Raw genomic sequence first — 13242 nt, 5'->3', positions numbered from 1 at the left:
TATCCGGCCTACGATTTTTTTCAGCAGGAGGCACCTTTGTCAGCATTCGACTACTTAAAAACCGCCATTAAGCAAAAAGGCTGCACATTGCAGCAGGTGGCCGATTCCAGCGGAATGACCAAGGGGTATTTAAGTCAGTTGTTGAATGCCAAGATTAAAAGTCCCAGCGCGCAAAAGCTGGAGGCGTTGCATCGTTTTCTGGGGCTGGAATTCCCACGAATGCAGAAAAAATATCGGTGTGGTGTTTGGTAAATTTTACCCGTTGCACACCGGGCATATCTATTTGATTCAGCGCGCCTGTAGCCAGGTGGACGAACTGCATATCATCATGGGCTATGACGACGCGCGTGACCGCGCCTTGTTCGAAGATAGCGCGATGTCCCAGCAGCCGACGGTTTCCGATCGTCCTGCGTTGGTTATTACAGACCTTTAAGTATCAGAAGAATATCCGCATTCATGCTTTTGATGAGGAGGGCATGGAACCGTATCCGCATGGCTGGGATGTCTGGAGCAACGGCATTAAGACGTTCATGGAAGAAAAAGGTATTCAGCCTAACTGGATATACACTTCCGAAGAGAACGACGCCCCCGCGGTTTCTTGAGCATCTGGGTATTGAAACCGTGCTGGTGGATCCGAAACGCACCTTTATGAACATCAGCGGGGCGCAAATTCGTGAAAACCCTTTCCGCTACTGGGAATACATTCCCACCGAAGTGAAACCGTTTTTTGTGCGCACCGTGGCGGTACTGGGGGGAGAGTCGAGTGGTAAATCGACGCTGGTGAATAAACTTGCCAACATCTTCAATACCACCAGTGCCTGGGAATACGGGCGTGATTATGTCTTTTCTCACCTCGGTGGCGATGAGATGGCGTTGCAATATTCCGATTATGACAAAATTGCACTCGGCCACGCGCAATACATTGATTTTGCCGTCAAATACGCCAATAAAGTGGCGTTTGTCGATACGGACTTTGTCACGACGCAGGCGTTCTGCAAAAAGTATGAGGGACGCGAACATCCTTTCGTACAGGCGTTGATTGATGAATACCGTTTCGATTTGGTGATCCTGCTGGAAAACAACACGCCGTGGGTGGCTGACGGTTTGCGTAGCCTCGGGAGTTCGGTCGATCGCAAAGAGTTTCAGACGCTGCTGGTTTCGATGCTTGAGAAGAACAATATTGAGTTTGTACACGTCGAAGAAGCGGATTATGACTCGCGGTTCCTGCGCTGTGTGGAACTGGTCAAAGAGCTGATGGGCGAGCGGGGATAAAAAAATGGCCCTCCGCAGAGGGCCATTCAGATTACTTCGCGATACGCTTGTACTTGATACGCTTCGGCTCCAGCGCGTCTGCGCCCAGCGTGCGTTTCTTATACTCTTCGTATTCGGTGAAGTTACCTTCGAAGAATTCGATCTTACCTTCATCCTGATAATCCAGAATGTGGGTAGCGATACGGTCGAGGAACCAACGGTCGTGCGAGATAACCATGGCGCAACCCGGGAATTCCAGTAAGGCGTTTTCCAGCGCGCGCAGGGTTTCGATATCCAGGTCGTTGGTCGGTTCATCGAGCAGCAGCATGTTGCCGCCAACCTGCAGCAGCTTCGCCAGGTGCAGACGACCGCGTTCACCGCCGGAGAGTTCGCCGACGCGTTTGCCCTGATCAACACCTTTAAAGTTAAAGCGGCCAACGTAGGCGCGGCTTGGCATCTCGGTGTTGCCGATCTTCATGATATCCAGCCCGCCGGAAACTTCTTCCCACACGGTTTTGCTGTTATCCATCGCATCACGGAACTGGTCAACAGAGGCCAACTTCACGGTTTCGCCCAGCGTAATGGTGCCGCTGTCTGGCTGCTCCTGACCGGACATCATACGGAACAGCGTGGATTTACCCGCGCCGTTCGGACCGATGATGCCGACAATCGCCCCTTTCGGTACTGAGAAACTCAGATCGTCGATCAGTACGCGATCGCCGTAAGACTTACGCAGGTTACTGACTTCAACGACCTTATCGCCCAGACGCGGTCCAGGTGGAATAAACAGTTCGTTGGTTTCGTTACGTTTCTGGTATTCGGCGCTGTTCAGCTCTTCAAAGCGTGCCAGACGAGCTTTGCCTTTGGACTGGCGGCCTTTCGCGCCCTGACGCACCCACTCCAGCTCTTTCTCAATGGATTTACGGCGAGCCGCTTCCTGAGAGGCTTCCTGCGCCAGACGCTGGTCTTTCTGCTCCAGCCAGGAAGAGTAGTTGCCTTCCCACGGGATACCTTCGCCGCGGTCAAGTTCGAGGATCCAACCGGCAACGTTATCAAGGAAGTAACGGTCGTGGGTGATCGCCACAACGGTACCTTCGAAGTCGTGCAGGAAGCGTTCCAGCCAGGCCACGGATTCGGCATCCAGGTGGTTGGTTGGTTCGTCGAGCAGCAGCATGTCTGGTTTTTCCAGCAGCAGACGGGCAGAGCGCTACACGGCGACGTTCACCACCGGAAAGGGTAGCGACTTTCGCATCCCAGTCTGGCAGACGCAGTGCATCAGCAGCGCGTATCCAGCTGTAACGTTCAGGTTGTGGCCATCATGTGCCTGGATAATTTCTTCAAATTTACCCTGTTGCGCAGCCAGCTTGTCAAAATCAGCGTCCGGTTCAGCGTACTTGGCGTACACCTCATCCAGGCCTTTCAGTGCGTTAACCACTTCGGCAACCGCTTCTTCGATAGATTCGCGAACGGTGTGTTCCGGGTTCAGCTTCGGTTCCTGCGGCAGATAGCCAATTTTAGTGCCAGGGCTGGTGGGCGCGCTTCGCCTTCGATATCGGTATCGATGCACAGCCAATAATGCGCAACAGGGGTCGACTTACCGGCACCAGTTCAGGCCCCAGTACGCCGATCTTAGCGCCAGGGAAGAAGCTCAGAGAAATGTTTTTTCAGGATATGACGTTTCGGCGGAACCACTTTGCCGACACGATGCATGGTATAAACGAATTGAGCCACGTTGGACTTCGCCTCTATGTTTATCGAGATGAAGAATAGTTTTCAAAGGCGAAGTGTAGCTGTTTTCACTGTCCAATCCCAGCTAGCAGATCTCACTCGCAGTAAAAGTAAAAAAGTGTCCGCAACGTGGCGCAAATGCTCATGACTGGTTAGCATAAATTTATTACGTGGCATGAAGCTGCATTGACGTACATTGATTAGAGGAAGAGCTTGTGGACAAAGCCAAACAATTTACCTGGCGTCTTCTGGCGGCCAGCGTATGCCTGCTGACGGTGAGTAGCGTGGCAAGGGCTGATTCACTGGACGAACAGCGTAACCGCTATGCGCAAATTAAACAGGCCTGGGATAACCGACAGATGGATGTCGTTGATCAGTTGATGCCAGGACTGAAGAATTACCCGCTGTATCCTTACCTTGAATACCGTCAGATCACTGACGATTTGATGAATCAACCCGCAGTGACGGTCACCAACTTTGTTCGCGCTAATCCGACGCTGCCGCCGGCGCGGACGTTGCAATCGCGTTTTGTGAATGAGCTGGCGCGACGTGAAGACTGGCGAGGACTCCTCGCATTCAGCCCAGAGAAACCCGGCACCACAGAAGCGCAATGCAATTATTACTACGCGAAATGGAATACCGGGCAACCCGAAGAAGCATGGACTGGCGCAAAAGAACTCTGGTTGACGGGGAAAAGCCAGCCGAATGCCTGTGACAAATTATTTAGCGTATGGCGGGCTTCCGGCACGCAGGATCCGTTGGCCTATTTAGAGCGTATCCGGCTGGCGATGAAGGCGGGCAACACGGGGCTGGTGACGGTGCTGGCCGGACAGATGCCCGCGGAATACCAGACGATTGCCTCTGCCATTATCTCTCTGGCGAATGATCCCAACAGCGTGATGACATTTGCGCGCACCACCGATGCAACCGATTTTACCCGTCAAATGGCGGCGGTCGCCTTTGCCAGCGTGGGCGCGTCAGGACGTCGAAAATGCCCGACTGATGATCCCTTCTCTGGTGCAGGCGCAACAGCTGAATGAGGAATCAAACTCCAGGAGTTGCGTGACATCGTCGCGTGGCGACTGATGGGCAATGACGTCACCGATGAACAGGCGAAATGGCGTGACGACGCCATTATGCGATCGCAGTCGACGACGCTGGTCGAGCGTCGTGTCCGTATGGCGTTAGGAAATGGCGATCGTCGGGGGCTGAACACCTGGCTGGCGCGTCTGCCCATGGAAGCCAAGGAAAAAGACGAGTGGCGTTACTGGCAAGCCGACCTGTTGCTGGAACGGGGCCGTGATGCGGAGGCGAAAGAGATCCTGCATGCGCTGATGCAGCAACGTGGTTTCTACCCAATGGTGGCAGCACAGCGTTTAGATGAAGAGTACGTCCTGAAAATCGATAAAGCGCCTGATAATGTTGATTCGGCGCTGACGCAGGGGCCAGAAATGGCGCGGGTTCGGGAACTGATGTACTGGAATATGGACAACACCGCGCGTAGCGAATGGGCGAATCTGGTGACCAGCAAAACCAAATCCGAACAGGCGCAGCTGGCACGTTATGCATTCAACAACCATTGGTGGGATCTCAGCGTGCAGGCGACGATCGCCGGTAAGTTGTGGGATCATCTGGAAGAGCGTTTCCCGCTGGCCTATAAAGATCTCTTCACGCGTTACACCAGCAGCAAAGAGGTTCCGCAGAGCTATGCGATGGCCATTGCGCGTCAGGAAAGGCGCGTGGAATCCGAAAGTGAAATCCCCGGTAGGCGCCAGCGGTTTGATGCAAATCATGCCAGGCACGGCAACGCATACGGTGAAAATGTTCTCCATTCCGGGGTACAGCAGTCCGAACCAACTGTTAGACCCGGAAACCAATATCAATATTGGCACCAGCTACTTACAGTATGTGTACCAGCAGTTCGGCAACAACCGCATCTTCTCCTCTGCGGCTTATAACGCCGGGCCGGGCCGCGTACGCACCTGGCTTGGTAATAGCGCCGGGCGCATTGATGCCGTTGCGTTTGTGGAAAGCATTCCCTTTTCTGAAACGCGCGGCTATGTGAAGAATGTACTGGCTTATGACGCTTACTATCGCTACTTCATGGGCGGTAAGCCGACGTTGATGAGTGACACAGAATGGCAGCGCCGTTACTGATCGCATCGGTTGTGTTATGCTATCGTACTCGTTAAAGAGTACAATCGGGGGAAGCGAATTCGTTTCCCCCAGCAATATGGCGATATTTTATGACCCAACAATCCCCCTATTCAGCTGCGATGGCAGAGCAACGTCACCAGGAGTGGTTACGTTTTGTTGAGCTGTTAAAACGCGCCTATGAGCAAGATCTGCATCTTCCACTCCTGAATTTGATGATGACGCCGGACGAGCGCGAAGCGCTGGGGACGCGCGTGCGTATCATTGAAGAGCTGTTGCGCGGTGAGATGAGCCAGCGTGAGCTGAAAAACGAACTGGGGGCGGGGATCGCGACGATTACCCGCGGTTCGAACAGCCTCAAGTCCGCGCCGGTCGAACTGCGCCAGTGGCTGGATCCAGGTGCTGCTGAAAAACGGCTGACGGTTGATTGCCGGATGGCGCTTCGCCTTATCTGGCCTACGGCGAAACACCGCTGTTTGTAGGGCGGGTAAGCGTAACGCCATCAGGCAAAACATTATCGATACACCGCATTATGGAACGGACTTAACGCCAGAATCACCGCTGGTGATAGACGCTGGTGCGGGTTAACATTCCGGCGGTAAACACGCCAATAGCCCCCTCTTTACGCCCAATCTCATCAATGCCGGTATAGTGAGACATCACCGGGCCGAGCGCATCCCCTGCCTGTACTTTCTCCAGAATGACGGCGGGTAACGGCAGGGTGGCTGAACGTGATTCCCCGCGCTGTTCGCGGTTTTCGATAACGACCCAACTGAATGTACTGCCCTCATCAATACCCGCTTCAATGGCGACCCCAAAAGTCAGCCTGCGGGCGCAGGGCGCGCGCGTTTTCTACGCGATTTCGTGCGCCAGCACGCGTTTCCGGACTTCCAAAGGGCTGTTCTGGTACCCCGCTCTCGACGGAGACGGATTCAATATGGCAGGATCCTTCACCGAAGATCTCGTTAAATGCCTGCAGAATTGCCTGAATTTTGGCGGGATTGGTGGTTGCTGAGACAACATGGTGCATAATCAGATTTACTCAGAAAAAAATGTCATCGCAGTATAACGGATAAAAAGCATGTTACAGGTATACCTTGTTCGCCACGGTGAGACGCAGTGGAACGCCGAGCGACGTATTCAAGGCCAGTCTGACAGCCCGCTGACCGCTAAAGGTGAGCAACAAGCAATGCAGGTGGGCGCGCGCGCCAAAGAGCTTGGCATTACGCACATCGTGAGCAGTGATTTAGGTCGCACGCGTCGCACGGCAGAGATAATTCGCCCAGGCGTGTGGCTGTGATATCACCTTCGACGCTCGTCTGCGTGAGCTGAATATGGGCGTGCTGGAAAAACGGCACATCGATTCACTCAGTGAAGAAGAAGAGAACTGGCGCCGCCAACTGGTTAACGGCACGGTTGATGGCCGTATTCCGGACGGCGAATCAATGCAGGAACTGAGTGAGCGCGTTAACGCGGCACTGATGTCCTGCCTGGAACTCCCACAAGGACAGCCGACCTCTGCTGGTCAGCCACGGTATTGCGCTGGGCTGTCTGGTGAGTACGATTCTGGGGTTGCCAGCCTGGGCGGAGCGTCGGTTACGCCTGCGTAACTGCTCTATTTCCCGCGTCGATTATCAGGAAAGTTTGTGGCTGGCGTCTGGCTGGGTTGTTGAAACCGCAGGGGACATATCGCATCTGGACGCCCCTGCGTTGGATGAGTTGCAGCGTTAACGACGAATCGGAATCAGGAATTCACAGCGCAGGTTAATAGGGCGATCGCCGGCTTTGGCATCATCTGCCGGGAAGTATCGCTCTATATCCTGCCCTTTACGGCGAGTCAGATTCAGCATTGGCATGCATGTACCGTAGACTGTCAGGATAAAGTCCTGAACGCCGGTACCCAGCCCTTCATAAGTGAACATCACGTATTCACCCCCTTGCAGCAGAACCGGGTGTCCGGACTGCACATAAACCGTCGGCTTGCTCTCGCGGTAGGGCGGTGGTGTAAAACACTTCCTGCTCGTCATCTTTCTCAAGACTTGGGCGCGACTCGTTAAGCCCGTACAGCACCGGAGGGATCGTCGGCGCCTGGCTCAGGAAATCTCGCCAGAACTGAACGCGCATCTCGTGGCGGAAATCGGAAATTTGTTCCAGCGAACAGAAGTAACTCTGCGTGATGCCGAGCAGACTGGTGTCTTCCAGCGTGACAAACTGATGTTCAGGCAGGGTAAATTCGCCCAAGCGCAGAGGAGGGCGGATCCCGAAGGAGGCTCCATTCTGGAGAACGGCGATACAACGCTGGCGTTTTGGGAGAACTGTTTCTTAAAAGCGCGTGTAAAAGTTTGTTGAGAATCGAAGCGGTATTGCAGAGCAATGTCCAGAATCGGACGCGCCGTCAGGCGCAACGCCACAGCGGATTTCGATAATCGACGGGCGCGGATATAAGCGCCGATAGCATGGCCCGTCACGTCCTTGAACATTCTCTGCAGATGCCACTTGGAATAACCCGCTTTTGCCGCCACATTGTCAAGCGACAGGGGCTGATCCAGATGACCTTCCAGCCAGATTAATAGGTCGCGAATAATGCCAGCCTGATCCATAAAATATCCTCATCTTTCAACAACGAGTACCTGACATCAGGGTATTCGGATAATAGCATTTTTTGCTGTTTTAGCATTCAGTGTTTTTTTTGCGCATAAATGCTTTTTTTGGTCAGTCGAAAGCGTGATTATTGTAATCCTGTGATCTGTAAACATTTTATCTTAAAATGTTTAATAATTGCACAGCGTAACATTTAAAAATGGTAACAATATGAAATATAAGAGCTTAGTAATATCCTCAATTCTGCTTATGCTGACGCATGTTGCGCATGCAGAGCAGATTGGGTTCGGTCGATACCGTCTTCAAAGTGCTGGGGCCGGATCATAAAATTGTCGTGGAAGCGTTCGATGATCCCGATGTCAAAAACGTCACCTGCTACGTGAGCCGTGCAAAAACAGGGGGCATTAAAGGGGGACTGGGACTCGCTGAAGACACCTCTGATGCCGCTATTTCGTGTCAGCAGGTTGAGACCGGTTGAACTGAGCGAAAGAATTAAAACGGGTAAGGCGGAAGGTGAAGTCGTCTTTAAGAAGCGCACTTCGCTGGTGTTTAAGTCGCTACAGGTCGTCCGTTTTTATGATGCGAAACGCAACGCGCTGGCCTATCTGGCATACTCTGACAAGGTTGTCGACGGGTCGCCAAAAAATGCCATAGCGCGGTGCCATTATGCGTGGCGGGAATAACAAGGAAGTCTATGCAACAGGAACGGGTATGGTTGGTTGAAGATGAGCAAGGTATTGCCGATACGCTTATCTACATGCTGCAACAGGAAGGATTTACCGTCGAGGCGTTTGAACGCGGGTTCCCCGTACTGGAACAAGCACGTTCCAGACTGCCCGATGTCGTCATTCTGGATGTAGGGTTACCCGATATCAGTGGATTCGAGTTGTGTAGAAAATTGCTGGAACGCCACCCGGCATTACCGATCCTCTTTTTGACCGCACGTAGCGACGAAGTGGATCGGCTGCTCGGTCTGGAGATTGGTGCGGATGACTATGTCGCGAAACCGTTTTCTCCACGGGAAGTGTGCGCCAGAGTGCGCACACTGCTCCGGCGTGTGAAGAAGTTTTCAACCCCTTCACCTGTTCTGCGTATTGGGCAATTTGAGCTGAATGAGCCTGCGGCGCAAATTGCCTGGTGCGACATACCGCTCAACCTTACGCGCTATGAATTTCTGTTACTGAAAACGTTGCTGGTGTCGCCTGGGCGCGTTTACTCTCGTCAGCAGCTGATGGATCTGGTCTGGGCCGATGCGCAGGATACCTTTGACAGGACGGTCGATACGCATATCAAAACGTTGCGGGCGAAGCTAAGGGCGATCAATCCGGAAGTCTCTCCCATTAACACTCATCGCGGTATGGGATACAGCCTGAGGAGCGCCTGATGCGCATTGGGATGCGATTGCTGCTCGGCTACTTTCTGATTGTGGCCGTCGCCGCCTGGTTTGTACTATCGATCTTTGTGCAGGAGATAAAGCCAGGTGTGCGCAGGGCAACGGAAGGGACTCTGATAGATACTGCGACGCTGCTGGCGGCGCTGGCGCGGGATGATATGCTCTCTGGCGATCCTGCACATGGCAGACTAGCGCAGGCGTTCAGCCATCTGCAGAACCGTCCCTTTCGCGCCAATATCAGCGGTATTAACAAAGTGCGCAATGAATACCATGTCTACATGACCGATGCCCAGGGTAAGGTAGCTGTTTGATTCTGCAAACAAAGCGGTAGGCGAAGACTACTCCCGCTGGAATGATGTGTGGCTCACGCTTCGCGGGCAGTATGGTGCGCGCAGCACGCCGCAAAATCCGGATGACCCGGAAAGCACAGTGATGTATGTCGCCGCGCCGATTACCGACGGTAGCAATATCATCGGCGTACTTAGCGTGGGTAAACCCAATGCGGCGATGGCTCCGGTTATTAAGCGTAGTGAACGGCGAATATTGTGGGCGAGCGCCATATTGTTGGGCATCGCGTTAGTGATTGGCGTTGGGATGGTCTGGTGGATCAACCGCTCTATTGCCAGACTGGCGCGCTATGCCGATTCGGTGACGGAGAATCAACCGGTCGCCTTACCAGAACTGGGCAGCAGTGAGCTGCGTAAACTGGCGCAGGCGCTGGAAAGTATGCGTCTGAAGCTGGAAGGTAAAAACTACATTGAACAGTATGTGTATGCCTTGAACCCATGAATTGAAAAGCCCGCTGGCGGCGATTCGCGGCGCAGCGGAGATCTTGCGCGAGGGGCCGCCTCCCGATGTGGTCGCGCGGTTTACCGGGAATATACTGACGCAAAACGCCCGCATGCAGGCGTTGGTCGAAACCCTGCTGCGGCAGGCGCGACTGGAAAATCGGCAGGATATCGCGCTGACGCCGGTGGCTGTCGACCCGCTATTGGCCCAGGTGGGCGAGGCCCGCAGCATCCAGCTGGCAGCGAAAAAATATCTCGCTGCATATCAGCCCTTCGCCGTATGTGGTTTCAGCCGATCCGGCGCTGCTGGAGCAGGCGCTGGGGAATCTGCTTGATAACGCGATCGATTTTACCCCTTTGCAGGGGGAGATTTTCCTGAAGGCGGAAGCCGATGCGGAGTACGTCACACTCCTGATTTGCGACACCGGCAGCGGAATTCCCGATTTTGCTTTGCCGCGTATATTTGAACGTTTCTACTCGTTGCCGCGTGAGAATGGGCACAAGAGCAGGCGGTCTGGGACTGGCGTTCGTGAGCGAAGTGGCCCGTTTACTCAAAGGAGAGGTCGCATTGAAGAACCGCCCGGAAGGCGGCGTTCAGGCATCGCTGACACTTCACCGTCACTTCACATAACTTCAAATTCTCCCCACATAGCCTCTCTACTCTGCTGTTATTGCAAAGGAGAAAGGCTATGTTTAAATCCCCCCTGTTCTGGAAAATGGTCACGTTAAGTGGCGCGATATTACTGCTGTTGATTCCGTTGATGATGGTCAGACAGATCATTGTGGAGCGGGCTGACTACCGCAGCGCCGTCGAGGATGCGATTCGTCAAAGTACCAGTGGGCCGCAAAAAGTGGTCGGCCCGCTGGTAGCGGTTCCCGTGACAGAGCTGTATACCGTTCTGGAAAATGAGAAAGAAGTTCAGCATAAGCGCAGCTACATTCATTTCTGGCTGCCGGAATCCTTGATGGTGGAGGGAAATCAGAACGTTGAGTCCCGTAACATCGGTATTTATGATGGTCAGGTCTGGCACAGCGATTTATCGGTGAAAGCGGAGTTTGATGCCACTCGCCTGAGCGAATTAGAAAGGCCGAATATTACGCTCGGAAAACCCTTTATCGTGGTGGGCGTGGGCGATGCCCGGGGGATCGGTGTGGTGAATGCGCCGCAGGTGAATGGTACTGCGCTGACCGTTGAACCCGGTACCGGACTTGCCGGTGGGGTACAAGGTCTCCATATTCCACTGCCGGATGCGCAATGGGTAAAGACCAATCTGAGTCTGGCGTTTTCGCTGAATCTGAGTGGAACCGGGAGTTTCTCCGTGGTGCCGGTGGGGCGAAATAGCGAAATGACGCTGGTCAGCAACTGGCCCCATCCCAGATTCCTGGGCGATTTCTTACCGACCAGCCGTGAGCTGAGCGAGTCGGGTTTTCACGCAAAATGGCAGAGTAGCTGGTTTGCCAATAATCTTGGAGAGCAGTTTCCCGAGGCTGGAGAGACCGAAAAAATGGGCTGGTACAGCCTACCGTCGTTCAGAGTCGCCGTCACCACGCCCGCCGATCAGTATCAATTAACCGACAGGGCAACAAAATATGCCATCTTGCTGATTGCGCTGACGTTTATGGCCTTTTTCGTCTTTGAAACCCTGACGGCGCAACGACTGCATCCCATACAATACCTGCTGGTCGGGATGTCACTGGTCATGTTTTACCTGGTATTACTGGCCCTGTCTGAACACATCGGTTTTACGGCGGCATGGGGCGCTGCAAGTCTGGTGGGCGCGTTGATGAACGGTGTTTATTTACAGGCTGTGTTGAAAGGTTGGCGTAACAGCGTGGTGTTTACACTGGCGTTACTGGCGCTGGATGGGGTGATGTGGGTACTGTTGAACTCCGCAGACAGCGCGTTGTTGCTGGGAACCGGCGTACTCCTGTTGGCGTTGAGCGGAGTGATGTTCCTGACGCGTCATTTTGATTGGTATTCGCTTTCGCGTCCGAAGGCGAAAGAATCCAAACCCGCTAGCGATGATGAACTGCGTATCTGGAAGTAGCACAGGTGAGAAATGAAAAACGGCGCCATGTGCGCCGTTTTTAATACCGGAGGTGTCAGGATTAATCCTGCAGGTCACCGCAGAAACGGTAGCCTTCGCCGTGGATGGTGGCGATAATTTCCGGAGTATCCGGTGTCGATTCGAAATGTTTACGAATACGACGGATGGTCACGTCAACAGTACGGTCATGCGGCTTCAGCTCGCGACCGGTCATTTTCTTCAGCAGTTCTGCACGAGACTGGATCTTACCCGGGTTCTCACAGAAGTGAAGCATGGCACGGAATTCGCTGCGTGGCAGTTTATACTGCTCGCCATCTGGACCAATCAAAGAGCGGCTGTTGATATCGAGTTCCCAACCATTGAACTTGTAGCTTTCAACGCTACGGCGTTCTTCGCTGACGGTACCCAGGTTCATGGTACGAGACAGCAGGTTGCGCGCACGGATAGTCAGTTCGCGTGGGTTAAACGGTTTGGTGATGTAGTCATCCGCACCGATTTCGAGGCCGAGGATTTTATCGACTTCGTTATCGCGGCCCGTCAGGAACATCAACGCAACGTTAGCCTGTTCACGCAGTTCACGCGCTAACAGAAGACCGTTTTTCCCTGGCAAATTGATATCCATAATCACCAGGTTGATGTCATATTCAGAGAGGATCTGATGCATTTCCGCGCCATCTGTCGCTTCGAATACATCATAGCCTTCCGCTTCGAAAATACTTTTCAACGTGTTGCGTGTTACCAACTCGTCTTCAACGATAAGAATGTGCGGGGTCTGCATGTTTGCTACCTAAATTGCCAACTAAATCGAAACAGGAAGTACAAAAGTCCCTGACCTGCCTGATGCATGTCGCAAATTAACATGATCGGCGTAACATGACTAAAGTACGTAATTGCGTTCTTGATGCACTTTCCATCAACGTCAACAACATCATTAGCTTGGTCTGGGTACTTTCCCTCTGGACCCGACAGTGTCAAAAACGGCTGTCATCCTAACCATTTTAACAGCAACATAACAGGCTAAGTGATACCGGACACCCAATAAAACTACGCTTCGTTGACATATATCAAGTTCAATTGTAGCACGTTAACAGTTTGATGAAATCATCGTATCTAAATGCTAGCTTTCATCACAAAATTGCAGCAATCCAACTAGTTGCGCGACCTAACTAATAAATGTAATGAATCCAATGGATGCGATCCATTTTAAATTAAATTATCCTAAATAAACAGAAAGATATGCAACTTTTATTAACATAATAATCGTTTGTAAACACAGGAA

Annotated in this window: 3 protein-coding genes and 10 pseudogenes; 9 read left to right on the top strand and 4 right to left on the bottom strand. The window is 52.9% G+C overall.

The features are described from left to right. The first annotated feature begins 36 nt into the window (after positions 1–36). Positions 37–1272 (top strand): annotated as a pseudogene (gene nadR, locus P2W74_RS19560) (multifunctional transcriptional regulator/nicotinamide-nucleotide adenylyltransferase/ribosylnicotinamide kinase NadR). 31 nt (positions 1273–1303) lie between these two features. On the opposite strand, the pseudogene ettA reads toward nadR, so the two are convergent. Then, a pseudogene (gene ettA / locus P2W74_RS19555) lies at positions 1304–2982 on the bottom strand (energy-dependent translational throttle protein EttA). A gap of 212 nt (positions 2983–3194) precedes the next feature. Between ettA and sltY the strand changes: the two are divergent. Then, positions 3195–5136, top strand: a pseudogene (gene sltY, locus P2W74_RS19550) (murein transglycosylase). 89 nt (positions 5137–5225) lie between these two features. After that, positions 5226–5553: pseudogene (trpR, locus tag P2W74_RS19545) on the top strand (trp operon repressor). Positions 5554–5647: 94 nt separating this feature from the next. Here trpR and yjjX read toward each other — a convergent pair. Next, positions 5648–6163: pseudogene (gene yjjX / locus P2W74_RS19540) on the bottom strand (inosine/xanthosine triphosphatase). A gap of 51 nt (positions 6164–6214) precedes the next feature. On the opposite strand from yjjX, the pseudogene gpmB reads away from it, so the two are divergent. After that, positions 6215–6864: pseudogene (gene gpmB / locus P2W74_RS19535) on the top strand (2,3-diphosphoglycerate-dependent phosphoglycerate mutase GpmB). Here the strand turns inward: gpmB and robA are convergent. Then, positions 6861–7733 (bottom strand): annotated as a pseudogene (gene robA, locus P2W74_RS19530) (MDR efflux pump AcrAB transcriptional activator RobA). The pseudogenes gpmB and robA overlap by 4 nt on opposite strands. 211 nt (positions 7734–7944) lie before the next feature. Here robA and creA point away from each other — a divergent pair. The 4 genes and pseudogenes from creA to creD all read left to right on the top strand — a co-directional run bounded on the left by creA (position 7945) and on the right by creD (position 11963). Further along, positions 7945–8417: pseudogene (creA, locus tag P2W74_RS19525) on the top strand (protein CreA). Between the two features lie 11 nt (positions 8418–8428). Then, positions 8429–9118: a two-component system response regulator CreB gene (gene creB / locus P2W74_RS19520; RefSeq protein WP_276292899.1), complete on the top strand. Its 690-nt coding sequence runs from the start codon at positions 8429–8431 to the stop codon at positions 9116–9118. Continuing rightward, positions 9118–10546: pseudogene (creC, locus tag P2W74_RS19515) on the top strand (two-component system sensor histidine kinase CreC). The gene creB and the pseudogene creC overlap by 1 nt, the downstream one beginning before the upstream one ends. Positions 10547–10604: 58 nt before the next feature. Further along, a complete protein-coding gene (gene creD, locus P2W74_RS19510) occupies positions 10605–11963 on the top strand; it encodes a cell envelope integrity protein CreD (RefSeq protein WP_276292898.1) in 1359 nt (452 codons plus the stop codon). 61 nt (positions 11964–12024) lie between these two features. Here creD and arcA read toward each other — a convergent pair whose 3' ends face one another. Beyond that, positions 12025–12741 (bottom strand): two-component system response regulator ArcA, encoded by a 717-nt coding sequence (gene arcA / locus P2W74_RS19505; RefSeq protein WP_001194359.1) that lies wholly within the window; start codon positions 12739–12741, stop codon positions 12025–12027. Between the two features lie 95 nt (positions 12742–12836). Here arcA and yjjY point away from each other — a divergent pair. Continuing rightward, positions 12837–12976 (top strand): annotated as a pseudogene (yjjY, locus tag P2W74_RS19500) (YjjY family protein). The last annotated feature ends 266 nt before the right edge of the window (positions 12977–13242 follow it).

Origin of the sequence: Citrobacter enshiensis, assembly GCF_029338175.1 — a bacterium.
GTDB lineage: Bacteria > Pseudomonadota > Gammaproteobacteria > Enterobacterales > Enterobacteriaceae > Citrobacter_D > Citrobacter_D enshiensis.
The sequence above is the reverse complement of the archived record's forward strand: the minus strand, read 5'-3'. Positions and strand labels throughout refer to the sequence as shown.

Bases quoted from the DNA above. Each gene is read 5' to 3' on its own strand.
- creB (WP_276292899.1), top strand. From the start codon at position 8,429: ATGCAACAGGAACGGGTATGGTTGGTTGAAGATGAGCAAGGTATTGCC.
- creD (WP_276292898.1), top strand. From the start codon at position 10,605: ATGTTTAAATCCCCCCTGTTCTGGAAAATGGTCACGTTAAGTGGCGCG.
- arcA (WP_001194359.1), bottom strand. From the start codon at position 12,741: ATGCAGACCCCGCACATTCTTATCGTTGAAGACGAGTTGGTAACACGC.